Source organism: Nocardiopsis metallicus (assembly GCF_014201115.1).
Classification (GTDB): Bacteria; Actinomycetota; Actinomycetes; order Streptosporangiales; family Streptosporangiaceae; genus Nocardiopsis; species Nocardiopsis metallicus.
The window spans coordinates 6,553,338-6,576,924 of sequence record NZ_JACHDO010000001.1; the positions used below are offsets into that span (position 1 = coordinate 6,553,338).

Below are 23,587 nucleotides of genomic sequence, written 5' to 3' on the forward strand. Positions count from 1 at the left end.
ACCGAGAGGCTCGGTTAACGCACGCCGACAAAGAAGCCCTTGGCCCGAAAGCGGGCCAAGGGCTTTTGGCGTAGAGCGGTGCGTGTCAGTTGGGAGAGACACGCACCGCAGTGTTGTCCGAGAATCGCGGCAACAGCACCAGTCTACCGGGCGTCCGGGCGGTGAGCCTGGAGGTTCTGTTGGGTCTGCGCACCTACCTGCGATGGGGTGGTAGGTCCGGCTCGGAGGGGTAACCGGGCGGGAGATACCACCTGGCGTAGTTCGCATCGAGATGTCACATTCTGCACGTTTGAGGGCTTGTTCAGGGTGAATCTTCATCCCTAGCCCAAGGACACCCACGTGACACAACCTCACCAACAGGGCGCCCCACCGCCTCCCACAGGACCCGTACCCGAGGCACGTATCCATGTGGCTCGTGCCGAGCTCGTGCTGGCCCGCGACGCCCACCTGGCGCTGCGGGAGGTGCCGTTGCGCCCTGACCCGTTGCAGAGCATCGTCTCGGCTGTGGCCGCCGTGCGGCACGACCTGGGCGAGCACGCTGAGATCTGCCTGGACCTGTCACCCGTGACGCCCGCCCGCGTGGCCCACCTCATCGAAGAGGGCACCCACCCAGGTGGTGCGAACGGCTGGGTGGTCCGGGCCTTGTCGTCCCTAAGCCGCGGATTGGGCTCCCTCCTGAGCGAGTTGGTTGACGAGGTCGTGCCCGGCACGACCTCGTCCCGCTCTCCCGCACTGGCGCCAGGGACCGACCATGCTTTTCATGGGGGCCAGGGCACCAAATTCGCTTTCGGTGAGCCGGTCTTCTCCGCTCAGGTCCTCATTCGGGTGGAGAGCGAGATCCCGGGCCGGGCCCAGGCTCATCTGCACCAGATCATGTCGGCCTTGGACACCTACGCTGGCGACAACTACTGGAAGGCTGCCGGGGTCAATCTCGGCTTCCTCCATCTGGGTGCCGACGCCTGGCCTTGGCGCCGAAGGTTTGACGAGCGCGTTGCCACCGGCAGGTTCGCGCCGCGGGCGGAGAACCTGGTGACCGCACGCGAGATCATGGGTCTGCTCAAGCCCCCTACTCGGCACTGCCATGGCCAGAACGTGCTGCGCTCTGGCGGCCTGGTGCCTGCACCTCCCACCACCTTGCCCACCTATCAGGGGCAGCCGGATGTGCTGCCGCTGGGCTATGCCCGGATGCAGGACGGCACCGAACGCCTCCTGGGCACCCCGCTCGACGATCTCTTCTTCTCCTTCCGAACCGGCAAGTCTCGGTACGGCAAGACCGAAGTCGCCCTCGTGCAGGCAGTGGCCTTGGCCTTGAGCGGCCACGGCGTGTGGTTCCTGGACCCGCATGCTGACGGATGGCGACGTGCTGCGGCGATGTTGACCAGCCCGGAGGTGCTATCCCGACTGTGGGAGATCGACCTGACCGTGCGCGGCACCAACGCCAAGATCGCCGGCTACAACCCCTTGAGCATGCACGGCCTGGGCGCCGAGCACATCGAGGACCGGGTCGATGCTGTCGTCACCGCCATCGCCAGCGCCCTGTCCTGGTCCGACACCGCCTCCCGCGCTCGCACCATCTTGACCAAGGCATGCGAGACCCTGTGCCACCTGGGATTGCGGCTTCCTCGTCAGGCCCAACCCACTCTGTTCACCATTCCGCGGTTGCTGACTGACACCGAGTGGCGCGACCCCCTGCTTGCCTTCCTGCCCGCGAGCTTGCGCCGATGGTGGAAGGACACCTACCCGCGGTACCCGCAGGAGGCGACGCCGACCGTCACCAACATCATCGACCGGTTGGCGGCCTCACCGACGCTGTCGGCCTTCTTTGGTTCCGCGCACGGTTCCTATGACGTACGTAGGGCCATGGACGAGGGCAAGGTCGTCTTCCTGTGCCCTCCTGGTGGCGATGTCGGCAGGATCGTCAACTGCCTGCTGGTCTACGACCTCTTCCGCGCCGGCAAGTCGCGCGGCGACCTACCGCCGGAACAGCGCCGCCGCTACGACGCCATGATCGACGAGCTCACCGCGATCGACGGCGCCTCCAAGGGCCACCTCGCCGCCATCCTCGAACAGCTCGGTAAGTTCGGCGTCAGGTTGCACGCCATGACCCAGATGGCCCAGCGCCTGTCCAAGCACACCCGCGACGCGCTGCTGCAGAACCAGAGCTTGCTCAGCTCGACCGCAGGGGAGGTCGACGCGGTCCGGGTCATCACCCGCCAGTGGGCCAACCGAGTCCACCCCGACACCCTGGTCGACTTGCCCCGATACCACCACGTCGTCTCCACCACGGTGGCCGGCGAGACCACCCAACCTTTCCGCGTACGCGGTCCCCTGCTGGACGAGCTTTTCGCCGAGCACAGCCGCCCCGACCGGCTCGGCCTCCAGCAACGCGCGATCGACGCCAACCTCAAGCGGCGCCGGATCGGGGAAGTCTTGGAGGAGATGGAGACCCTCGAAACCCGCATCCACTTGGTCCTCGGGCTACCTGACCCCGATCTACCGCAACCCAAAACAGGCAACAACACCGGTAAAGAACCCAAGCTCTCGGGCGATCGGTCCGGCTCTGCAGGGGAGGGCACCACCACCTCACTCACCGCACCGACAGAACCCAAGAACACTGACACCGCACCTGCCGAAGAAGAAGGCTTCACTCAGCAGGGAGGCATCCTGTGAGTATCGCTCCTATACAGCTCAGCAGCGTTGCTCGCACGACTTTGAGCGTGCTCTATCAACACCGCCTGGCCACCAGCTACCAGCTACGGCGCTTGGTCACACCCCAAGGTTCCAGTCGTCAGTACCTGTGGAAAATCCTCACCGAGCTGCGTCGCTACGGCCTCATCGAACGGGTCATCCCCAGCACCCGCGAGCACCACCGCTGGTACCTGACCAACGCGGGCGCCGAAGCTGCGGAGGAGGCCATGCCCGGGGGTGCACGCAACTTCCGTATGAGCGCCCAGCGGGCGGCTGGACCCCTACAGCAGCACATGCTCTCCGTCGTGGACATGGGACTGGCCTTCATAGACGCTGCCGCACAACAAGGCGATGATTTCGGGCCCCTGGACTGGATGCCAGAGGTGGCGCACCGCTACCGCGGCGGAGACATGCGCTTCGAAGACACCCACCTGATCAGCGACGCCTTGGTGCATTACACCCGCATCACCGCCAAGGGAAGCCGGTTGCAGGTTCAGGCACTAGTGGAGGTGGATCGGGCAACGATGCCGGTTCCCCGCCTGGCCAGCAAGCTCGGTGCTTACGCCCGCTACTACGACTATGACCCCCAGCCGAAGGGGCAGAGGTCTGCGGCCAAACGTGCCGCTCAACCCGCTTGGCGTACTCGCTATCCCAAATGGCCCCGCGTGCTGGTGGTTCTGGACGGCGAACAGCGCCAACTCCAAGAGCGTCGGCGTGTCGACTTGGCGGTCTACGCCTCCAACATGATGCACCTGGCCCACCCGCGTCCGGGCTTCTACATCGGCGCTGCCACCATGCACGATCTGAAAGAGCAGGGGCCGCATGAGCCGATTTGGCTGAACCTGCTGCGGCCAGAGGAGGAAGCAACCAGCTTCCTGCACCGCGACCCCCAGAACCGCACCTAACGGGTAAGTGCCTGTGCCCGGCCAATGGCCGGGCACAGGCTTGTGCCTGATGGTGGTTGTTCGCGCCACCTGGGCTTCTTATGGGCTGTTTCCTGCGCAGCCTGTCACAAGCTGATGCTTTGAGGGCTTGTTCCTTGTATGAGCACTGATGACACCACCGTGCTGGGCGGCATCTCGGCCCTGATGTCCTCCCCACGCCTGCGGCAACGGCGGATGGACTCCATCCCCCTGCGCGGCCCCAGCGCCCCCACCACCCTCGTGCAGGGACGCCAGCCCGGCGATACCACCACCCCTACGGAACTGTCGGACCTGATCAGCTCCATCTCCACTGTCGGGGTACTTCAGCCGGTCCTGGCCGAGGAGATCCCGGCAGAGGAGGGTCCACCACGTCTGCAGCTTGTCACGGGGGAACGGCGTCTGCGCGCCTGCCGGTGGGGCGCGGCAAACCTGTCGGACAACCCCCACTTCGACGCCCTGCCCGCCATCATCTGCCCCGGTCCGCTGTCAGAGTCTGAACGCCGTACCTGGCAGATCGTGGAGAACCTGGCCCGCGAACCTTTGCGTCCAGGCGAACAGGCCGCCGCTCTGATGTGGCATCGGTGCGCGGTACTCACCGCCAAGCTTCTGCACTCTGGCAAACCAGTACCCGCCGAGGTCGATGCTCTTCAGGATCCGGTGCAGCGCTGGGAGGCATTGGAACGCATCCGCGGTGGAGACATCACCGCTGCTGCTCCATGGACAGAAGTCCTCAACCGGCTTGGGCTCCAGCTGAGCCCGCGCAAAGCCCGCGAGCTCGTCTCTGCCTTCAAAGCCCTGCCCGCTTCCTTGTCCGAGGAGATGGACGAGGAGAAGGTCCGCTTGGCCACCAGGATCCGCTTTGCGCGACTGCGGGCGGGACGTGAGGAGGCAGCGGACGCGATCTGGGCCGCGGTCAAAGCCTCCAAGAAGACCCCTGTGCTCGCCTCAGCCGTGCAAACGGCCATGACTGACCCAGACCTGTCAGCCGAGCAAGTGATCCATCAGGCAGAGCAGGAGCGCGCGCAGGCCAACGAGTCGCGCGCCCAGGCGCTGAGCCGAACCCACGCCGGTCTGCCCAAGGAACTTCTGCAGGCCGAGCAACTCGCCGACGACCACGAAGACCCCTGTCCCGTACCGGGCGAGGCCACAGAACACGAGCAGAGCGAAAGCACCAACGCCCCGCTGGAGGAGTCCCCGGCCTCTCACCGTGCTGGAGATGAGGCCGAGGCGGATGCCACTGCCTGCTTGGAGAGCCTGCGCCTCCTACTCGCCGACCTGCGCTCCGGCAAGGCCTTGAGCCGCTACGCGCGCGGGTCGCTGCGCCTGCTCCTGGACGAACTCCACCCTCACCTAGACAACGCCCACGATCAGGAGGTTCGTGCATGAGCCCCATCGACCTACCCATCCCCACCGCCCAGGTCCCTGTCCCCACGCGCGGGTGCGACTGCACTGCCTGCCCCTGGTGGGCTGGCCCCGACGGTACGGGTGGCCCGGCCACAGTTGAGCCCCTGTGCTCCGGCAGCAACAGCGACTGCTCCTACTGCGGGTGCTCGCGCGCAGAAGCCGACGCCCCAGCCGGAGCATGCGGAACCTGCCCCATCCGCTGCCCCTCCCGCGACAACCTGCGCGAGTGGATGGTCGACGTCAAAGCCACCTTGTCCTTCGACGACATCGAGCTGCCTGACCACGGCCTGCCCCACCTGCCCGGATACATCCCCCAGGTCGACGGCACCGCGGTCACCGCGCTGGACGAGCACCTGTCCTGGCCCGCCTACGCCGTGGGCCTGCGCCGGGTCTTCAGCCCTCGCTCGCACACCATCTACCCGCGCTGGCGAGACGGAGCTCGCGCCCAAGAACTGCTGGGACTCCAACCCGGCCAGCTCGCCGTGCTGTCCGGGTACGGGGAGGACCCGCTGGTGGAGGCGTTCTGGTCGCTGCGCCGCCGCGACCGTCTCATCGAGCAGATCGCCGACCAGGGCTGGGACCTGGTCTTGGCCTGCAACTACAGCATCTACGGCAACTGGCCCCGTATAGAGCACCTGATCAACATGCGTCGCTCCCTGCTGCTGGCCACCGAGTTCGCCGAGGCCGGGCTGCCCACCGTTCCGAACGTCTACTGGTTCAGGCTCGAAGACCTCGAGAGATGGGCCGAGTGGATCGCTGAGGCCAGCCCTCCCGCGATCGCCATCAACGCCCAGACCATGCGTACCGGCGCCGACTGGGACAGCTGGTTGCTTCCTGGGCTGCACTGGCTGGCTGCCCACATCCCGGCGGACCTGCCGGTGATCATTACTGGCCTCTCACGCCCCGACCGCATCGGCACCGCGACCGAGTTGCTCGGGGATCGGATGACCTTGCTCAACCAGACCCCTCAGGCCTACGGGCTGCACGGCGAGGTCATGGGCCCCCAGGGCCGCCAACGCGTACACGCCAGCACCCCGGACGCCTTCCGCAGCAGCGTCCGCTACTTCGCATCCCTGATGCCCCACCCCTCGGAGGTGAGCTCATGACCGAATTCACGCCGGCCCGCCGGTTGTTCGTCCTGCTCGTATGGTCTCCCTCCCTAGGGGTGCCCGCCGACCCAGTGGGCGTGCTCGGCACAGAAAGAAAAGGCAACAGCCCCCAGCTCGACTCCCACGTTTCCTGGGTGCGCTCACACGAGGGGAGCGCCTGGCCCTGGCAGGAACGCCTGCGCACCGCGGGCCCGCTCACCCCTGAACTGCTGGAGTACTGGCTGGACCAGGACGGCACCGTGCACCTGATCGAAGAGGAGCAGGTGTCCGAAGCACCGAGCCTGTCCCACCTGGTCGAGGGACACCTGGACCAGGTGCTGGTGGATCTGGCTGTGGGGGAGGGGCGCTGATGGGTTCGGGCGGATCGCAAACACACGCGCTCTACACCACCGCTCCCACCGTCCACGAGGAGGTGACCTCGGAACTGGGGCTGGACGTGGATCAGGTGGTGGACCTGGTCCAGGAGCAGGAAGCTCAACCGAGCGAGGTTGAGCCCGCTGAAGGGCTGGGTGAGGCGGCGGCTGAGCACCTGGAGAAGTTCCACCAACTCTTTGACGAAATCAAGGCCCTTCAGGAAGGGCCTGACCATTTCGCCATGATCGAATCCTCCGACGAAGACCCCGAACTGGATTGGTACAAGAAACTTCAGCACACCACCAATCTGGCCAGCCACCATCTCATCAATGCCGTCGGTCAGGGATTTCCGGGAGATCAAGCCGAAGAGCTCAATGATCTCAAGGGAAAAGCCACTGCAGAGGCGTTGGCGGGTCTGAGCGATCAGCAGCTGCAGAAGATCGCCAAGGGCCAGGGATTCTTGTATCCCGAGCTGGTCGGGATTAACCATGCTCCTGGTGCCAATCACGCACTTGTGCATTGGCTGGACCCGCACTATTTCTCGGACCTGGATTCCAAAACGAAGATCCAGGCCAAAGCCCAAGAGCGCTTCACCCAGCTGTGCGCAGGTCAAACAGTCGCAGGTAAGACACTGGCGGACGTGGACCACTCCGGCTACGGGTCCAGTACCTGGACGGTGTCTCAGGAGCAGTACACGGCCATGTGCTCCACCCTGAACCAACAGGCTGAAGCCTTCACCTCCTTGCCCGCCGAGGAACGTGCTCAGTCGCTGGCACAGATGATCGACGCTGAGAACAAGATCTTCACAGCCAAGATCCCATGGATCCAATCCGAATCACTGAGCGGTTCCAAAGCCGAAGCCACGGTCAAGGTCGACGAAGTCCTGGCAGGCTTGCCGCCCAACACCCCAGACGTCAAGATCGCGCTGGAAGCGGCACAGAAACAGGGGCACATCCCCGCTGTACAGCGACAGTTCCTAGCAGATATGGCAGCTCTGCAGCTAGCTCGGGCCTCGGTGCCCCAAAGTGAAAAGGATGAATTGCTCAAGGTCGCCGACCACCGCTTCGCTCAGTTCACTGTTGCAAAGCACTGGCACGACACGCTCATGGCCCCGGGCGGGCTCATCTCCTTCACCGACGACGGCAAACTCGCAGTCTCCAGTGCTGAGGGCGGAAAGGCCTCGGCCGATGACATCGTCAACGTGGCTCAGGCCGCACAGAAGTACTTCGCGGCCCAGAAAGACGTATCGGAATGGATCCTACAAACCTCCGACGCCCCCAACATGTACAAGCAGATTTCCGGGACAGAGGCGCATAACGGACCGCTGACACCCGAGGACCTGTCCAAGAAGTTCAAGGCGTGGGCGGTGAGCCAAGACAAACACGCCATGATCCAAGCAGCCCAGACACTGGGGATGACTGGCGGAAAAGCACCGGCCAAGCTCTCCAAGACCTACGCCAAGATGCACATCGCTGCGGTGTGGTTCAAAGGGGCTGGAGTGAGTCCACCCAGCACAGGCCCGGCGGCGCCTTCTACTGCGAAGAAGGCGTCCGCGTCCACACCCTCGCCTGCTCCAACTGCTTCGGCATTCCCATCCACGAAAACGAGCGTGGTGGCCAAGACCAGCTTCGGTGGCCACCACGCCAAACTCCTGGACGCCCTGAAGCACTACAGCGGTGCCGCTGTGGATGTACCCAAACCGGTGGACGCCAAGGCCGTGGCGACCCACGACTTCGGCTCCGGCACCTCCGCCACCGGCCTGGGCGGTGTGCACTCCAAGTCGCTGCACACCGGGCCTGACGGCGGCCAGTGGATGTTCAAGCCGGACAAGAAGACCGGCGGGGCCAGAGCCGCTGCCGAGGCCGCTGCCTCCCAAATCTTCCAAGCCGCCGGAGTCTCGGCTGTGCCCGTGTACACAGCCAAGGTCGGCGGCCACACGGGCGCAGTCCAGCCGATGGTCAAAGGCGCCTCCGCCCTGCCCTCTGAACCCAAAGCCTGGACCCAAGCCGACGTCGACCACATGGTGCGCGCCCACGTGGCCCAGTGGGTCTTCGGCGACCACGACAGTCACCCCGGAAATATCCTCAAAACCCCTTCCGGTGGCCTCGTGCCCATCGACGCCGGCCAAGCCTTCAAGCACTACGGCACCGACAAGCTAAGCCTGGACTACCACCCCAACGCCAGCTTCGGAGCCCCGCGGCCTGCCTACCAGCAGGCCTACCAAGCCGCTGCCAAAGGCGGTCTTGCCGACGGGGTCAAGATCAAACCCGCGGTGGCCCACCCCGTCATCAAGCAGCTCGAATCCATCCCCGATTCCCAATGGAGGGCGATGCTGCATGCCACCGCCCACCAGGGGGCCAAGAACTCCCAGATCGGGTGGGTACCGCACATGCGTAAGAGGGCCGCCACCAAGCACAAGATCCCCGCCTCCAAGGTCACCAGCGATCAGATCGCCGAGGCGTTCCTTGACCACGCCTGCGAGCGAAAGAACGGCTTGAGGCAGGCCTTCACCAGCTTCTTCAGCAAGGAGCTCAACCTGCCCGGCGCCGACGTACTGAAGTACGGGGGCTGACATGGGCAGTTCTGGAAAGACGACGCACGCCACGTACGCCACCGCCCCCACCATCAAGCTCGCCCCAGAAGAGATCGTGGTCGAGGAGGAGCAGGCCGCATGGGGTGAAGACATCACCGAACTCATCGCTCCTGAACCCCACCTGCAACAGGAACAACCGCCAAGCGAAGAGAACCTTGCGCCTGCTCCTGGGGCCGCTGAGGGGGAAGAGGAGGAACCTGCGGGGGCCCACGAGTTGTCCCCAGACGTCCCCGAGACGTCCTTGGTTACTCCGGATGCCATGGCCTCAGAAGCAGCACTGCCGGTCCCTGAAACTCCCCCTGAAGGAGTGGCGGCCGGCGTCCCGGTACTGGTGGGCGGGGCGGACCTGCAGGACTCTGCAGCCACCCTCATCTCGTACCACTCCACCGACGAGGCTGGGCCTCGCGAGGTGTTGCTGACCACGCTGAACGAAGACGCTGAAGCCAAACTGATGGACGCCCTAGCGCTGTCCGAAGAAAAGCTCGTCCCCGTCCAGGTCGAAGAGGAGATCCATGGGCGACTGCCCCTTGACCAGGACAAGCAGCTCTATGAGCTCTGTTCCAAGACGGCGGTGTCCATCAACCACAGGCTGAAGCACGACCAGCCGATCCCACAGAAGACGCTCGACTACCTGAACAACGCGACGACGGCGGTACAGGAGGTGTTGGACAACTCCGACTCCACCCAGGACGAACTTGTCATGGCTGGCGTGTACAAGAACTGGCTCAACACCATGCAGGACCGTATCGACAAGGCCGGGACCGTCCCCTACGCCCAAGGCGGGAAGGTTCCCAAGATCGGGCCGTATGAGCACAGCGGCATGGTCACCGTCACCAAGATGGTGCCCGCCCCCACGGAAGAATCGCCACATGGTCTGCTGACCGCGAAGCTCCGCGACGCCAGCCGCATCAAGGCCAACATCGACTTGTCCACCGGAACCACCAGCTGGGACGGCACCAGCCGGTCTCCCGCCAAGGGTAAGGAGTACGAGATCGACTTGGGGGACGGGTATACAGCCGTCTACCGCCCCCACGCAGCCAACTCCGAGAACAAGAGCGAGTACAGCCTGCGCGGTCAGTTGGAGGTGCATGCGCCGCAGGGATCCGGACACGGCCAGGACCTCGTCAAACGCCTAGGGGCGTTGCACCTGGTCAACAGAGCCATGTCCCCCCGGGAAGCGGAGTGGACCTACCTGACCAACAACATCCACGCCCAAGGGCTCGGGAACAAGCCTGCTGTCAAGGAGGCGTTGGCCAAGGCCGACCAGATGGAAGAGCTGCAGCTGCAGGAGCTCTTCCACCAGAACGCCCACCAGGCGGTCGGGCTGAACGCCGACGGCCTGTCCTCCCTCGCCAAGGGGTGGCAGATCGAAGCCGCCGCAGCGTGCCTTCCGAAGAAGGTTCGTCTCGTGCGTGAGGCCGTCGCAACCTCTGTTGGGTTCACCAACGGTGCGGAGCTGGCCGCCAGCACAGGCTACGACCCCAAGCCCAAGGCGGCTGGGGGGTGGCTGACCTGGGGACGCTTCGATCTGGGCAACGACAAGGAGGTCCTGAACAAGGCATGGGAAGGCAAGTCCCTCGCCCACAGTGTCACCGGCGGGAACTTGGCCAACATCCTCGCTACAGGAGTGCTGGCCTCCACCGAACGCCGAGCCACCATGGGCATCTCCACCGGCCTGGGTATGAGCGAGCAACAAGACAAGTTCACCGGCGGTGCGGGATCAGTCTTCATGCGCGTGCGCAAGAGCACGATCTCGCACGGGCCCAAACTCGTGTGGGACGACCCCTTGAAAGTCCTGGACAACACCAGTATCTACGGATACCCCTCAGACCATTTCGGCGCCATCAACCCTGATCACCACCTGCACTCCGGATCCTTGACCAAGGACCCGAAAAAGATCGCGGAGTTCTCCGGGGGGAGTAACGAAGTCATGGTGAAAAACGGGCTTGATTTGCTTGGAGTGCACGCACCCAGTCGAATCATATGCAAGGACGGGGCGGAAAAGAAAAAGGTTCTTTCTGTGCTGAAGAAAAAGGGCGTCACCCAGCTTGGGGGTAAAGCAATCGACCAGGTAGTCACCGTCTAGAAAGGGTGTTAGATGCCTGAATGGCAGCGGATCGTAGAAGGATTGCTCAGTGGATCTCATAGTCCTACCGGCGATGACGCCGATGCAGGCGCACAGCTCGTCGTTACGGATCCAGGTGGGCAGGTGGTCTTCCGGGCGGCCCTCGCTCGACACTGCCGACTCGACCAAGATGAAGAGAACCTGTTGTGGATCCGACCGATCGCGCCTGGTTCCGATGACCCCAGCTCAGGTGTGCGAGTCTATAACCTCGAACTCTGTCGCCGCCGAGCACTGACCTGGGAAAAGGTTGAGTCGGCGGGTGAAGCAGTCATCTTCACGCTGCAGAATGGTCAGGTCGCCCGTGTCGAGCCAGCCCAGAATAAAGAGCTCGAAGAATTGCAGGCCTGGGATGCTTTCATTCTAGGTCTCTCAGCGGATGAGGAGCAGGAGCTGGATTCCCTGGACAGCGATTCGTGGTGCGGGCGCCACTCCTAGGGGAGATTATCGCTGATTGCTTTCCGAGGTCATGGGGCACGGGCTGTCTTGGGTAGCCCGTGCTCCAAGAGGTCGCTCGGCGCGACCTGTACCAGGGTCGAGGTCTGCCCCAAGAGTGGATCGTGCTGCAGGCGGCGGAAAGCCTGGGTTAGCGCCACACCGTAGTACGCGGTTCCCGCGTCGCCCCAGGTAGGATCGACCACACGCCCATCACTTCGGGCACACCAGGCGTGGCCAATGGGGAAATCGAAGTCACCAGAGAACGCATATCCTTCCACATAGTGGAGTTCAGGGATATTGTCAGCCATTCTCCCGGAGGCCATGAAGCACCACGTTTGCTCCCCTTGGAAGCCCTCCCATGCGTCTGGAAAAGGATTTGGGGTCCAGAAGCGGCCCTGATCTAGGACGAGCCCGTACATGCTCATGTAGCGGCGCTCCGGGGCAGGTGATCCACCAGGGTCCACGCCGAGAAGCATCCCCAGCAGCGTGCGCTCACGTTCGTTACCGGGTGCAACGGTGGGGTCCAACAGGGTCAGGGGATCTCCTCAGGGTTCACTAGCACGCGCAGGGTCGTGGGGCTTTGGCGCAGCACCCACCATGCCGTCGCCGAGTCCTCAAGAACATGACCCTTGTCTGCCAACACCTGTGCGGCTCGCTCAGCCTCAACCTGGCCCACATCCAGGGCCCACATGAGGTGGTTCACAACCCGCACAACTGGCTGGACGGCACCCTCCCTCAACCTATGCAGCAGGTTGATGTGGTCATCCAGTTCAGCCAGAGTGAGCCGATCGACTTCTTTCTCTACCCGTATCTCCAAACGCGGTTCATCGTCGAAGGGGATATCAGGGGCGATTAAACGAGCATCGATCCCGATCAGTGGATGATCCATGGTGCTCAGTGGTTCTCCTTTACACTGCCGATACTGAAAGAAAAGGCTGGAATCGGCTTCAACAGCCATAACCTATCGTGGCTTTCAGTGCCTACCGCAGGGCGGTTACGCTGGCCCCATGAGAGCCCCCCAAGAGCCCCTCCGCCTAACTCTGGAACATCCACGCGAATGCCCAGGCGTTGACGAGGCCGTATGGGGCGAGGCGGCTCGCCACCGGCTCGCCGCCATGCTCCTGGTGGCTCACCACGCGGGGGTGAGAGTGCGGTACGCCGCGCTGAGGGAAGTAGGTCAGAAACTACGCACCACCCTGAGCACCGACCCACCTTCCGCGCTGGTTCTGGCCCGCATGCTCGCAGTCGCCGCACACGCACAGCTCCAGTACCTGGTCGAACACGGCGTTGAGGAGAAGGTGCTCGGTGAGATCGCTGATGTGGCTCGGGACGAGCTCGCCTACATCTCGGTACGGCACCCGGTTTCTGAGGAGGTCGCACGCGAGGAAGCGGCGGCGGTGCTGGGGGAGAACACCGACCTGCTGGCACGCATCGCCCACCACGTGAGAGTTGGGCCGATCATCACGGGGCTGCACCTGGACGCTCTGGCGGACCCGGCCCGACCCGACCCGTCCCCGGGTGCCCCGATCATGTCCCGGGTGAGTGATGAGTGGGTGCGTGCTGGTGATGAGATCACCGTGATCGCGGTCCTCCCACGGCAAGGGGGCGAGCTCACTGCTGTGGTGGAGCGGTTGCTGCCTACCTGGGCCGCTCACTCACATGTGGTGAGCGCGGTCTCGGCCGGTGAACTGGCGTGGCCCATCGTCTGGGGGAAGAACCTGTCCGCGGCGGATGTGGGCGCGCTGGCTGCGGCCCTGGCACGCAAGGTTACGACTACGGGGCAGACCTTACCGGTGCAGGGTGATCTGCGACTGATCCCCACCGGAACTCCGCGAGAGGTGGGCATTTACCTGGACGAGTTCACCGAGGGGGTGGAGCCCCTGCAGCGCCTCGTGCGCGAGCTCGCTGAGGGGGTCCTGGGAACGATGGGCGCGCATGGTGGGTTCACCGCGACCGCGCATCTGCCCCTGGCCCGGTGCCACACCCCCGCGGTGGTCGAGGAGCTGGTGGAAGCGCTGGGCCGCCCGTCACCAATCACGGTTGAGTTTGAGTCCCTGGCTGTGGTCCGCCAGCGGTTCGATGAGTGGGCCAGCTGCACCACCCGGTGGGAGATTGTTACACAGGTGGCCCTGTAGTAGCTGTCGCCTTCAGCTGCCTTGGCTCTCACCTCCTGGGTGAGAGCGTGGGGGTGGGGTGGGACATCAGGACTCCGCCGTAGGGGCCGTCCCGGTGCACGAGCAACACCCCAACCTCGATAGGGCTGGTCATGACCCGGGCCCCGGGTATTTCGCGAACATGGGCCCAGACCCGGGGCCTTCCACCAGACTCGGACAGGGGAGGGCGCCCTTCCTTCGGGGTGGTCATCACGGTGCGCCAGGTGGGGGTGAGCTCATGGCGTTCATGATGCCCGACTCGGCCGGGCTGGCGCTGGCCTGGGCAGGAGTCTTCATGGCCGGATGTGGACGTAGCCCAACTACCTGAGCCCGCTTTCCAAGGGGCTGGAGGAGTGGGCATCCACCACACAGCACCCCCTGGCTCGCTGCGCAGGGCTCCCCGAGCCGCGGCCCCGCGCCGGTCTGCGGGTGAAGACGCCTGGTTCCCGACGAGGTATCCACTCGGCGGCCTCCTGCCCCGTTCTCGGTAGTGTGCGAACGTCAGGGCCCACCCCCCCTTGAGGAGATCGTGTTGGTAACCCATGTGGTGCTCGCCCTCGATACAGCGCCACTTCCCTGGGCGCCGGTCGGCCCCGAGGATGACCTCGTCGTGGTCGGTAACGCTCCTGGCCGTGTGAGCGAGACCGTCGTTGTGTTGACCGGGCAGGAACCCGCCCAGCTTCTGTCCGGGATCACTCCGCACAGCCATGTCCGGCCGCCTGTTGGTGTGGTGTTGGAGGGGGTGGCCTCACCGCATGCACACGCGGTCGTGTGGGAGCAGGTGGGCGTACTGCTGCGTCTGCTGGCTGACCGCTCCCCTGAGTGGATCCGTCTGGAGAGCGGCTATGACCCCGACGATTTCTTTCTGTCCATGCTGATGCTCGCGACGGAGGCCCTGTACGAGCAGGGCACGACCGCACAGCTGTGGGGAGTCGTGCCGCACTCCGGGCCGAGACGAGTGGACATGACCGGCATCGCACAGTCGATGTCCTATCTGCCGCACATGGAGGAGCTGCGCAGCTTCGACCCCCTTGGGTGGGCCGAGAGCGAGCCGCCGGCCACGATGCTGCGCACCTTGGCCTACCAGCCAGATCCGGATGGTGTCGGCTATCGACTCACGTCCAGGGGTGCGCTCCTGCGGGGTCTGCTCCTGCATGCGCACTAGCCCTACGCCCTCACGCCTACCGGGGATCGTGAAGCGGGCAAGTAAGGTACGACGCGTTCGTACCCCCCGATGAAGGGCCTCCTGAGTGGCCACCGCTGACGAGCTCCTCGCTCACCTACCCACCGACAGCGCCGGGAACCCTACCTGCTCCCCGGCAGAAGCAGCACCGCTGCTGACCACGCTCGTGGGCAGCCATGCGCGCGCCGACGACGCGGTGGCACAGCTGCTGGGCCAAGGGCACAAAACGGGGCGAGCCGCCGCCTACGCGATCGCTCTGGCCTGGGTGCGCACCAAACCCACCCCGGAGAGGTACCGGGCCTGCCTGGCTCCCGTACCCGTCACCGAGTCCTTGCCTCCCTGCCCCCAGATCACCAATCTGCTGAGAGAACCTGACCCGTTCCCCGAGCGGGCAGGGGCCATCGCAGAGTCGGCCGGAGCCTACGCCCAGCTCCGCAGGTGGATCAGCGACCTCGACGTCCTCACCTCCCGTGTTGAGCAGGAACTGGCTGAGGATGCCCTCACTACACGGGTGCGGATCCTGGCGAGCATGGCCGCGGCGCAAGCGTGCTTGCCCACCTGCGACATGATCCGCGCCCAGGCTGTGCAGGCGGTGTTGGAAGGCGACGCGGGGATGATCGAGCGCCATCTACACACCGCTCTGGCGTGTGTGGCTGGCCGCGCCCACCCCCCGGGACGTGGGCGGAGCGTGGAATCCCTCTACCCCGTCTGGGAACCCCTGCTTTTGGGGGAGCAGCGCCTGGTGGAGCCCTGGGACCACGACGTGCTCACGGTCGTGGAGATGCTGGCCCCTCACCTGAGTGCGGGCGCTGATGGCCACCTGACCAACCAGCTAGGGGTCCTCGCTCTGCTGTGGTGGCATGCATGGGTGGGTAAACCGCGGGCGCAGGGCAAGGACCGGCTCGCGGTGTTGGCGCAGATGGTGGCTCACCCCGACGCCCCGCAACGGGCCAGGGAAGCGGTCACGGCGATGGAGACCGCGTTCCCCGAGCCATGGCAACGGCAGCGAACCGTGGTGGTGCAAACCGCGGTTGACCAGCACCTGGACCACGGTGGCCTGGCCTGGGCCGCTCTGGCTCAATGGGTCGGCTCGGCCGCGCAAGTCCAGGTCCCCACCCACCCGGTGGAACCGATTCAGCGCCGTGGACCGTGGTGGCGGGCCTGGCAGGACGCGGGCCAGATGTGTGAGCAGGCCCAACCGCGGTGGGGGGCAGGCAGTTGGGACGGGGTAGGGGTGTGTGCCTTGCTGGCGCTGGCCCGCTACACGGTCGCCGCTCAACACCCCGACGCCCACAACGACGAGCTGCTGGCACGGACGGTGTGGCTGCTGCGCAGCCACGAGCGCTTCTACGCTTTCGTTCCGGCCGCTCTGCGGGGTTTGGGGCACGACGTGGACCAGTGCGACCTGGCTGATGAGGTCTCCTCGGCCTGGGCGTGGGTGCACCGGGAATGGCCACCGACTCTCCACGGCACCGACCGCCACCGGTACGGCGGGCGCGGCCGAAGCGTGGCCTGGGGAGGCTCCCAGTGCGCCGCGCATGTGCTCCTGACCCCCTGGGCGGAGAACATCGCCGCCCCGGTGCTGGCCCGCACCATCGGCGCGATCCCCCTCGGCACCCGGGTGCAAGTCGTCTCAGGGGAACACGCTGAGCGTCCCGGGACCGTGGTGGCCGCACGGGTGGAGGACAGCTCTCAGAACATGGAGCCGTTGACGCCGCCGGCCCAGTACAAGGTGCACCTCGGCAAACAGCGTCCACTGCAGGGCGAGGGCGAAGTGTTCGACGCCGACCAGCTCGCGCCCACGTCACCGTTTCCCGCCAAGGAGACGAGCAACTGAACGCGCACCCTGGTGCTGCAGGCGTCAGCCTTACCGCAGTGCCTGGCCCTGGCGGAGAGACTCACTACCAAGACGGCATTGCTCCTTCCGCCCGCGTGGCCCTGGCCTGGACCTTCACCTCGGCTGTTCGGGTCCTGGAGGCGCTCGCGGTCTTGCGCGGTGACATATGGGCCCGGGGCCGGTTCTGGTCACGGGCGTGGGGTGGCAAACCCTCGGTGAGGGTCGCCACCCCGTTCTCAGCCGGCGTTGCGTGGCCGGGGGGTGAAGCATCCCAGCAGTTCAGTGATCCACAGGCCACCAGCGGCCCCGGTGATCAGCGCGGCCGTGATCAACAGCACGGGCGGAGCACCGGTGATCGCGATCAGCACGGCCGCGCCCATGAGGCACAGCCCGATGGCGATACATGAGTTGATGAAGGCCGCCAGGCTGGGGTGGGTGTGTGGCCTCATACGGTTGCTGTGAGGGTGAGCAGGACCGGTACATGGTCGCTGGCCTCGTGGCCTGGCACGGGGCGACAGTCCACCACGTGCTCCAGCAACGGTTGGGTGAGGTGGAACCGGTCCACCCGCAGGCCTCCCTTGCCGGTGGCAGCGATCAGCTCGGGGTCGCCGCTCTGGGCGTGCAAGCGCTCGGCCGGGTCGGCCAGGTCGGCCAGGGCCAGTACGTGGTCCAGTTCCAAGTTGGGGCGCGGCGGCCCGCCGTCGGCCACCAGACGGGCGGAGCGGTTGTGCGGGGGCAGGCTCGCCCAGTCCACACCCCGCTGAACATCGGTGCGGGTGGGAGTGTTGAAGTCCCCACCAGCCAAGGCGAGCGGGCTGTGTTTGAGCAGCGGCTCGATGAGGTGACGGCCCTCCTCTGCGGCGTGGCAGGTACTGAAGGGGTCGAAGTGGACGCTGGCGAAGGTGATGGGGTCAGCCCAGCCGGGGCCCTGAAGGAGGGCCAGTGACTGGCCGTGATGGAAAGGTCGATCCGACAGCTCCTCCCAGTGCAGCAGTTCCAGGTCGGGGCGCCAGGCGATGGCGGTGTGCACCGTGGACACGGGTGCGTCGGCGATGCGGATGCGCATGCCCAGGGAGTGGGCGAGCCGTTCGGCCTGGCGGGTGTCCACCGCGGCCCCGGGCGCGGGGCGCCCGTTTGGTGCGAGCGGTTTGCCGGTGGTGCCGTCCAGCTCCTGCAGCAGGACCACATCGGGGTCGTGCGCGGCGATGGCACGTATGTGGTCGGTGAAATCGGGCAAGTTCTCCTGGAGTTCGTCGCGTTTGCGGACGTTGAAGATCAGAACTCGGATCGTGTCCGTGTGGGGGTGGCTCATACGGGGCTCCTGTTCAGACGGGCATCAACGATCGCGGCGTCATCGGCTGCTTTAGGGCGGGGCAGCCGGGTGCCGGTGGGGTCCTGGGCCTCAAAGCCGCGCACCTGACCAATGACCCCGTCCGGGCCGACCTCGTCCAAGGCTTGCAACAGCTCTCGCGGGCCGCGGTGGGTGAAACCGAGCCACCGTGCGGCGCCGTCGCTGAGCAGCACCGCACGGTCAAGGGAGGGAACGGAGCCCGTCAGGGCTTGGTCGCTCACGGTTGGGTCGGCGGCCGCGACCCAGTACCCACCTTCGATGTTGCGCATGGTGCGTTCGCGTTCGACCTTGGCGATGCGGTGCCGCTGGTGTGCGCTGGTGCCCAGCTGGTGGGACTCCATTGCGGCCTTCTCGGTGGGGGCGATGGTGTCGATGCGGTCATCGCACACCACGATCAGTTCCTGGCCGGGGGGTTGCAGGATCAGGGTGGAGTCGGACAGCACCAGGTGGTCCCACCCCTGGCCGGGCCTCTGGCGCAGGGCCACCACGGTGGTTGAGGGGGTGCCCGGGTGGGTCAGGTCGCAGTCGGGGTGGGTGGCGGCGACGGTGGTGATGGCTTGGGCCAACAACGCGGGCAGGGTGGACAGGTGGTGGTCAGGGCGGGTGAGCAGGGTGTGCAGGGTGCAGCCGAGCTGGTGCACGTACCAGGCGGTGCCGTGAGGGCAGCCGTTGGCCAGTTCAGCGGGGCCGCCGGCCCCGTCCAGCAGCACCATCGCTGTAGGGGTGGCGCGGATCCAGTCCTCGTTGGGGTGGTGAGCAGAGCCGGCCGCCACGGTGGAGCGGATGAGACTCACCGGGCGGCCCCCTGCAGGTCGAAGAGGGCCAGCGGGGGCTCCCACTGGTAGGTGTGGCGATCGGCGTCCTGGGTGACCATCACCAACGCCACCTGGGAGAACACCGGCTCGGCGCGGGAGGGGCGGCAGGCGCGCAGGGCGCTGGCCACCGGCCCGGAGTCGCCGTTGGTGTGGCAGTAGCCGGTGGTGATGTGCGGGGCGCCGGTGCGGTAGGAGGCGCGGGCCTGGCCCAGGACGGTGCCCAAGGCCGTGCCGGTCACCTCGACGAGCTGGTCGAAATCCTCATCTGGTGCCAGGTCCAGGCTGGGCCCATACCTGCCCACGTGCGGTGCGGCCTGAAGTGTGAACGCCGCTAGCGGCTCCAGCTGGGAGTGCAGTCGGTCGATGAGCTCGCCCATCACCGGCTTGTTCAGGGGTGGGGCGTGGGGGTTGGTGACCATCTGGACCGTGGCGTGCAGCCACGGCTCCTGGACCGGGGTGAGCAGGTGCGTGAACTTGGTGGTGAGGATGGTGCGGTGGCGGCGGGCGAGGTCGAAGAACCCTTGGTTCCTCTGGTCTTGCCGGTCGGGGATCAGGTACAGGTGCGGGACATGGCTGTTGGGGGGCCACTGGGCTGTGCCGTGGCCGATGAAGGGGTGCACGGGCCGTCCTTTCTGCGGTCTGTCACGGGGGTGGTGGGGTGGGACTGTTCACGGCGGGTCCTGCTGGAGGGCGCCGCCCAGGGGGAAGGTCGCCACCGGTTCGGCTCATTCGAACCGGCGCGGTCCCTGGCGTTGGATGGCCATCACCAGGGACATCGAGGACAGGCGCAGCGGCCTGGAGCCCAGGGCGCGCAGCGCCGCGCTCAACGGTGCGTCATCGCCTGCGGTGTGGCAGTACCCGGCGGTGATGTGCGCACGCCGGTAGGAATCACCCGAGTGTTCGGGTCCCAGGACCCGGGCCGCTACCTGAGTGCACACCCTGACCGGGTCAGTGAAGTGCTCGGTGGGCTCCAGGCCCACCCGCACACTCCAGGGCCCCAGGACGGGGGTGGCCTGCAAGGTCAGAGGGGGTTGGTGGTCCAGGTGCGGCTGCAGTTCGCGTGCCAGGGCGTGCAGTGTTTCCGGTGAGGGCACGGTGGCGTGGAGGGGCGAGAGCATCCGCACGGTGGCATGCCACCACCGGGTCGGTACCGGATCCATCAGGGCGCTGAACTGGTGGGCGAGCAGGTCGTGGCAGCCTGCGGCCAGCTGAGCGAAGCCAGCGTTGTGCTCATCGGCAAGGTCAGGGAGCAGGTACAGGTGCGGCACGGCGCGGTCCGGCCACCGTGAGGAGGCCATATCCAGGGGTTGCAGCATTAGATCCATTCCGGGAGTGCGGCGTTCAGGTCCACCCGGGCCGGGTCCAGGCGGGTCAGGACCAGGTGGTGGTCGGAGAACTCGTGGGCGTGGGCCTGGTAGTCCACCACCGCAGGGGTCAGAGGCGGGGTGAGCCAGAACTGGTCGACCCTGCATCGACCGCGCCCGGTCGCGCCCAGCAGTGAGGTGTCGCCGGCGCGTTGGGCCACCAGAGCGGCTGCGTCGCTCAGGCCCCCTGTGGCCAGGGTGCGGGCGACGATCCGGTTGGGGGAGTAGGTGCCGTCCTGCTCCCGGATCCACCGTGAGGAGCGGTTGTAGGGCGGGATGGTGTCCGGGTCGGGGATGGCGTGGGAGTCGAGGGGGAAGTGGTTGATATCGCCGCCGATGATCCCCACACCGCCGTAGCGGTAGGCGCGGGCGATCAGTACCTGGGCTTCCTGAGCGGCGGCCGCGGCGGAGTAGGGGGTCAGGTGGGCGCTGATCACCGCCAGCGGGGTGGCCAGGTCAGGCAGGCGCAGGACGGCGACCCCGAACCCGTGGTGGAGTTCGCCGCTGTAGCGGTCCTCCCACTCCTCCCACCCCACCGTGGCGGGGTTGATCATCACCGCGGTGCCGCCGTTGGCCGAGACGGTGACGATACCGACCATGCGCAGGCCCAAGTCCCGTTCGGCGCGGGCGATCGGCTGCCGGTTGTGCCCGCTCCACCGGCCGACCTCCTGCAGGAGCAGCACGTCGGGCCGGTGCTGGGCGATGGTGTGCATGAGTCCGTCCCACCGGTCAGGGTCGGGGGTTCCATTGCTGTGGTATAGGCCGGAGTGGGACATGTTCTGGGACACGACGGTGATGGGGGCCATGGGGTCCTTCCTGGGATGGTGGGCAGGGGCGGGCGTTGCCGTGTGCTCTGCGGTGGCGCCCACCCCTGAAGGTGCGGACCCCACCTAGTGGGGTCCGCGTTGGGGTGCCCGGTCAGCGGTTTTTGGCCGCTGCCCGGGCTGGCATCACGTGGTGTCGGTCAGGTCGCTGGGACGGTAGGCGTTGGCCTGCAGGTTCCACAGCTCCCGGTAGGGGGTCTGGTCCCCCATGGCCATCAGCTCCTCGTGGGTGCCCTGGCCGACCACTCGGCCCTGGTCGAGCACGATGATGAGGTCGGCCATGCGAACTGACGCGAGCCGGTGCGTGATCAGCACGACTGCGCTTCCCGTGCGGTGGGCATGGGCGTGCAGGGAGGAGAAGAACCTGTGCTCAGCGCGTGCGTCGAGGGCGGCGGTGGGCTCGTCGGCGATGAGCAAAGGCACCTCGGTGCCGTCGTCGCCCCGGTAGAAGCCTCGGGCCGCGGCCAGGCGCTGCCACTGGCCACCGGAGGGCTCGTAGCCGTGCGCGAACTGTTTGTCGAGCAGGGTGTCCCAGCCGGCGGGCATGGTGGCGATCACGGTGTCGGCTCCGGCGGCCTGGGCGGCACGCTCCAGCCGGCCGGTGTCGCGGGGGCTGCTCATGGTGACGTTGCTGCGTGCGGTCAGCGGCCAGTGGGTGTGGTCCTGGGCGATGACGGCGATCTTGGAGCGCAGGCTGTCCCCGTCCACCCCGGCCAGGTCGGTGCCGTCCCAGCACACCGTGCCCTGTTGGGGGGTGTACAGGCCCGACAACAGCTTGGCCAACGTGGTCTTGCCCGACCCGTTCTCTCCCACCAGGGCGACGGTCTGGCCTCGGCGCAGGGTCACCGAGACCCCTTGCAGCGCTGCGCGGCGCTGGGTGCCCTCCTCGTCCTCACCGGCGCTTTGCGGGTAGGTGAAGGTGGCGTTCTCGACCAAGATCTGGTCGAAACCGGCCGGGGCCGGGGCCAGGTCCTGGCCGGGCAGGCGGGTGCGGGCTTCCTGGCGAAAGTTGAGGTAGTCGGAGAAGTACAGGCCCGACTCATACACCTGGGCGACCGAGGACAGGGCCCGGCTCAGTGCGCCGCGGGCGACCTGGATGGCGACCACCGCGGCTCCGGCGGTCGCGATCGGCACGATCTCCTGGACGAGCAGCCACCCCAACACCACGAAGACCAGGCCCATGACCAGGCCGCTGGCGGTGTCACCGGCCAGGCGGATGGTGACCATGCGGGTGGCCAGACGCATGTGCACGGCCAGCTCGTGCCGGGCGAGCTTGGAGAACGCCGAGGTCAACCGGTCGGCCATAGTGTAGGAGCGCACCTCCGCAGCGGTGGTGCGGTCGATCATCAGCCTTTCGACCAGGTGCTTGCGGCGGCGCCCTTGGGTGATGGCCAGCATCGTGCGGTACCGCAGACGTGAGGCGGCGGCCGACCCCCACCACTGGGGCACCATCGTCAGCAGCAGCAGGGGCACCAGCACCGGGTGCAGCGCGGTCAGGACCCCGGCCGCGGCGACGACGCTCACCAGGCCGGTCAGCACGTCGGTGGCATGGCGCACCAGCGCGCCGCCCTCGTCACAGCCGCGCAGGTAGCAGCGGAAGAGGTGGTCGTGGAAGTCGGAGTCGTCGAAGGCGGCCAGCTCCACGTGTGTGGCATCGCCCATGAAGCGTTCCTCGGCCGTGACCACCACCTGCGGTTCCAGGCGCGCCTGGGCCCGGCCTGCCAGAGCTGAGCACGCCCCGCGGGTCACCAGCGCGGCCGCCAGCCACACCAGGGCGGGAAGGGCCGCCATCACCCGGTCAGGGGTGGGGACGGTGGAGAAGAGCTGGTCCAGCACGCTGGTGGTGGCGACCAGGGCCCAGGCGGTGGCGGCACCGACTCCGATGTTGAAGGTGGTGGTGGCCAGCACATCGCGGGGGCTGCTCTGCCAGGCCAGCACGATGGCGTGCCGGAGCAGGGAGGGCATGCGGCGGGCCATCGTCGCCCAGGAGGCGGTGGCGACCTGTTCCTGGAAGTGGAAGTAGCGTGCGGTCTTCAGCTCGGGCAGGGACAGGTCTTCGTGCTCATCAGCGGGGTCAGCGCTGGTACTGGTGGCGGTGGGGGTGGGGGTGTGCTGTGCGGCACTGGTCACGCAAGGGTCCTTCCATGCGGGGCGGGCGGGGTTGGGGTGTGGCGTGGTGGCGATGTCGGTGCATGAGGGTCTCCCTGAAGTCGTGGATGGTGGTGGACGCCAGCGATCATGTCCGCTGGCGGTGACCTTCTTCGAGGTGTTTTCGTGTTCTGGGCCGACCAGATCGGTGCCACTACAAGGCGGGCCGGGCTCGCGACCCCAACCGGTGGTGGCCCCGGGCGCTCTCGGCCACCAGCCCGGGCTGGTGGTGCCCGGGAAAATCGGGGGGATAGTCACCCCCCGAAAGCGGCGCCGATACC

General features: G+C 66.5%; 19 protein-coding genes. 11 read left to right on the forward strand and 8 right to left on the reverse strand.

Features of this window, described 5'->3' with window-relative positions:
* Positions 1-339: 339 nt before the first annotated feature.
* The 8 genes from HNR07_RS28880 (at position 340) to HNR07_RS28915 (ending at position 11,631) form a co-directional block, all read left to right on the forward strand.
* Entirely contained in the window at positions 340-2,670 is a 2,331-nt protein-coding gene (locus tag HNR07_RS28880; RefSeq protein ID WP_312894006.1) for a type IV secretory system conjugative DNA transfer family protein, read from the forward strand.
* Entirely contained in the window at positions 2,667-3,593 is a 927-nt protein-coding gene (locus HNR07_RS28885; RefSeq protein WP_184368652.1) for a replication-relaxation family protein, read from the forward strand. The genes HNR07_RS28880 and HNR07_RS28885 overlap by 4 nt, the downstream gene beginning before the upstream one ends.
* A 138-nt stretch (positions 3,594-3,731) precedes the next feature.
* Positions 3,732-4,997 carry a ParB/RepB/Spo0J family partition protein gene (locus tag HNR07_RS28890; RefSeq protein WP_184368656.1) on the forward strand — a complete coding sequence of 422 codons (1,266 nt, stop codon included), beginning with the start codon at positions 3,732-3,734 and terminating at the stop codon, positions 4,995-4,997.
* A complete protein-coding gene (locus tag HNR07_RS28895; RefSeq protein WP_184368659.1) occupies positions 4,994-6,121 on the forward strand; it encodes a DUF4417 domain-containing protein in 1,128 nt (375 codons plus the stop codon). Before HNR07_RS28890 ends, HNR07_RS28895 begins: the two co-directional genes overlap by 4 nt.
* Complete coding sequence (locus HNR07_RS28900) at positions 6,118-6,474, forward strand: hypothetical protein (protein ID WP_184368662.1); 357 nt, start codon at positions 6,118-6,120, stop codon at positions 6,472-6,474. The genes HNR07_RS28895 and HNR07_RS28900 overlap by 4 nt, the downstream gene beginning before the upstream one ends.
* Complete coding sequence (locus HNR07_RS28905; protein WP_184368665.1) at positions 6,474-9,050, forward strand: hypothetical protein; 2,577 nt, start codon at positions 6,474-6,476, stop codon at positions 9,048-9,050. Before HNR07_RS28900 ends, HNR07_RS28905 begins: the two co-directional genes overlap by 1 nt.
* A gap of 1 nt (position 9,051) precedes the next feature.
* The gene (locus tag HNR07_RS28910) at positions 9,052-11,157 is read left to right on the forward strand and encodes a hypothetical protein (RefSeq protein WP_184368668.1); all 2,106 of its coding nucleotides are present in this window, start codon (positions 9,052-9,054) and stop codon (positions 11,155-11,157) included.
* A 12-nt stretch (positions 11,158-11,169) separates the two neighbouring features.
* A complete protein-coding gene (locus tag HNR07_RS28915; RefSeq protein ID WP_184368670.1) occupies positions 11,170-11,631 on the forward strand; it encodes a hypothetical protein in 462 nt (153 codons plus the stop codon).
* Positions 11,632-12,163: 532 nt separating this feature from the next.
* On the opposite strand, the gene HNR07_RS28920 is transcribed toward HNR07_RS28915, so the two are convergent.
* Positions 12,164-12,589 carry a hypothetical protein gene (locus HNR07_RS28920; RefSeq protein ID WP_184368673.1) on the reverse strand — a complete coding sequence of 142 codons (426 nt, stop codon included), beginning with the start codon at positions 12,587-12,589 and terminating at the stop codon, positions 12,164-12,166.
* Positions 12,590-12,638: 49 nt separating this feature from the next.
* Here HNR07_RS28920 and HNR07_RS28925 point away from each other — a divergent pair, with 49 nt between their 5' ends.
* The 3 genes from HNR07_RS28925 to HNR07_RS28935 all read left to right on the forward strand — a co-directional run bounded on the left by HNR07_RS28925 (position 12,639) and on the right by HNR07_RS28935 (position 16,804).
* Positions 12,639-13,766 carry a hypothetical protein gene (locus HNR07_RS28925; RefSeq protein WP_184368676.1) on the forward strand — a complete coding sequence of 376 codons (1,128 nt, stop codon included), beginning with the start codon at positions 12,639-12,641 and terminating at the stop codon, positions 13,764-13,766.
* A gap of 547 nt (positions 13,767-14,313) precedes the next feature.
* Positions 14,314-14,949, forward strand: a complete 636-nt coding sequence (locus HNR07_RS28930) for a hypothetical protein (protein ID WP_184368679.1) — start codon at positions 14,314-14,316, stop codon at positions 14,947-14,949.
* Positions 14,950-15,034: 85 nt separating this feature from the next.
* Entirely contained in the window at positions 15,035-16,804 is a 1,770-nt protein-coding gene (locus HNR07_RS28935; RefSeq protein ID WP_184368682.1) for a hypothetical protein, read from the forward strand.
* Between the two features lie 236 nt (positions 16,805-17,040).
* Here the strand turns inward: HNR07_RS28935 and HNR07_RS28940 are convergent, their stop codons facing one another.
* From HNR07_RS28940 to HNR07_RS28970, 7 genes are all read right to left on the reverse strand, one after another.
* Positions 17,041-17,253, reverse strand: coding sequence for a hypothetical protein (locus HNR07_RS28940; RefSeq protein WP_184368685.1), 213 nt, complete (start codon positions 17,251-17,253; stop codon positions 17,041-17,043).
* Positions 17,250-18,116: an endonuclease/exonuclease/phosphatase family protein gene (locus tag HNR07_RS28945; protein ID WP_184368688.1), complete on the reverse strand. Its 867-nt coding sequence runs from the start codon at positions 18,114-18,116 to the stop codon at positions 17,250-17,252. The genes HNR07_RS28940 and HNR07_RS28945 overlap by 4 nt, the downstream gene beginning before the upstream one ends.
* Positions 18,113-18,949, reverse strand: a complete 837-nt coding sequence (locus tag HNR07_RS28950; RefSeq protein WP_184368691.1) for an integrase — start codon at positions 18,947-18,949, stop codon at positions 18,113-18,115. Before HNR07_RS28950 ends, HNR07_RS28945 begins: the two co-directional genes overlap by 4 nt.
* The gene (locus HNR07_RS28955; protein WP_184368694.1) at positions 18,946-19,590 is read right to left on the reverse strand and encodes a hypothetical protein; all 645 of its coding nucleotides are present in this window, start codon (positions 19,588-19,590) and stop codon (positions 18,946-18,948) included. The genes HNR07_RS28950 and HNR07_RS28955 overlap by 4 nt, the downstream gene beginning before the upstream one ends.
* Before the next feature lie 105 nt (positions 19,591-19,695).
* Entirely contained in the window at positions 19,696-20,286 is a 591-nt protein-coding gene (locus HNR07_RS28960) for a hypothetical protein (protein ID WP_184368697.1), read from the reverse strand.
* Positions 20,286-21,140, reverse strand: a complete 855-nt coding sequence (locus tag HNR07_RS28965; RefSeq protein WP_184368700.1) for an endonuclease/exonuclease/phosphatase family protein — start codon at positions 21,138-21,140, stop codon at positions 20,286-20,288. Before HNR07_RS28965 ends, HNR07_RS28960 begins: the two co-directional genes overlap by 1 nt.
* 144 nt (positions 21,141-21,284) lie before the next feature.
* Complete coding sequence (locus tag HNR07_RS28970; protein ID WP_312894007.1) at positions 21,285-23,288, reverse strand: ABC transporter ATP-binding protein; 2,004 nt, start codon at positions 23,286-23,288, stop codon at positions 21,285-21,287.
* Between the last annotated feature and the right edge of the window lie 299 nt (positions 23,289-23,587).

Excerpts from the sequence above, each read along its gene's own strand:
- HNR07_RS28890 (WP_184368656.1), top strand. The coding sequence starts at position 3,732 with ATGAGCACTGATGACACCACCGTGCTGGGCGGCATCTCGGCCCTGATG.
- HNR07_RS28895 (WP_184368659.1), top strand. The coding sequence starts at position 4,994 with ATGAGCCCCATCGACCTACCCATCCCCACCGCCCAGGTCCCTGTCCCC.
- HNR07_RS28900 (WP_184368662.1), top strand. The coding sequence starts at position 6,118 with ATGACCGAATTCACGCCGGCCCGCCGGTTGTTCGTCCTGCTCGTATGG.
- HNR07_RS28905 (WP_184368665.1), top strand. The coding sequence starts at position 6,474 with ATGGGTTCGGGCGGATCGCAAACACACGCGCTCTACACCACCGCTCCC.
- HNR07_RS28910 (WP_184368668.1), top strand. The coding sequence starts at position 9,052 with ATGGGCAGTTCTGGAAAGACGACGCACGCCACGTACGCCACCGCCCCC.
- HNR07_RS28915 (WP_184368670.1), top strand. The coding sequence starts at position 11,170 with ATGCCTGAATGGCAGCGGATCGTAGAAGGATTGCTCAGTGGATCTCAT.
- HNR07_RS28920 (WP_184368673.1), bottom strand. The coding sequence starts at position 12,589 with ATGGCTGTTGAAGCCGATTCCAGCCTTTTCTTTCAGTATCGGCAGTGT.
- HNR07_RS28925 (WP_184368676.1), top strand. The coding sequence starts at position 12,639 with ATGAGAGCCCCCCAAGAGCCCCTCCGCCTAACTCTGGAACATCCACGC.
- HNR07_RS28940 (WP_184368685.1), bottom strand. The coding sequence starts at position 17,253 with ATGAGGCCACACACCCACCCCAGCCTGGCGGCCTTCATCAACTCATGT.
- HNR07_RS28945 (WP_184368688.1), bottom strand. The coding sequence starts at position 18,116 with ATGAGCCACCCCCACACGGACACGATCCGAGTTCTGATCTTCAACGTC.
- HNR07_RS28960 (WP_184368697.1), bottom strand. The coding sequence starts at position 20,286 with ATGCTGCAACCCCTGGATATGGCCTCCTCACGGTGGCCGGACCGCGCC.
- HNR07_RS28965 (WP_184368700.1), bottom strand. The coding sequence starts at position 21,140 with ATGGCCCCCATCACCGTCGTGTCCCAGAACATGTCCCACTCCGGCCTA.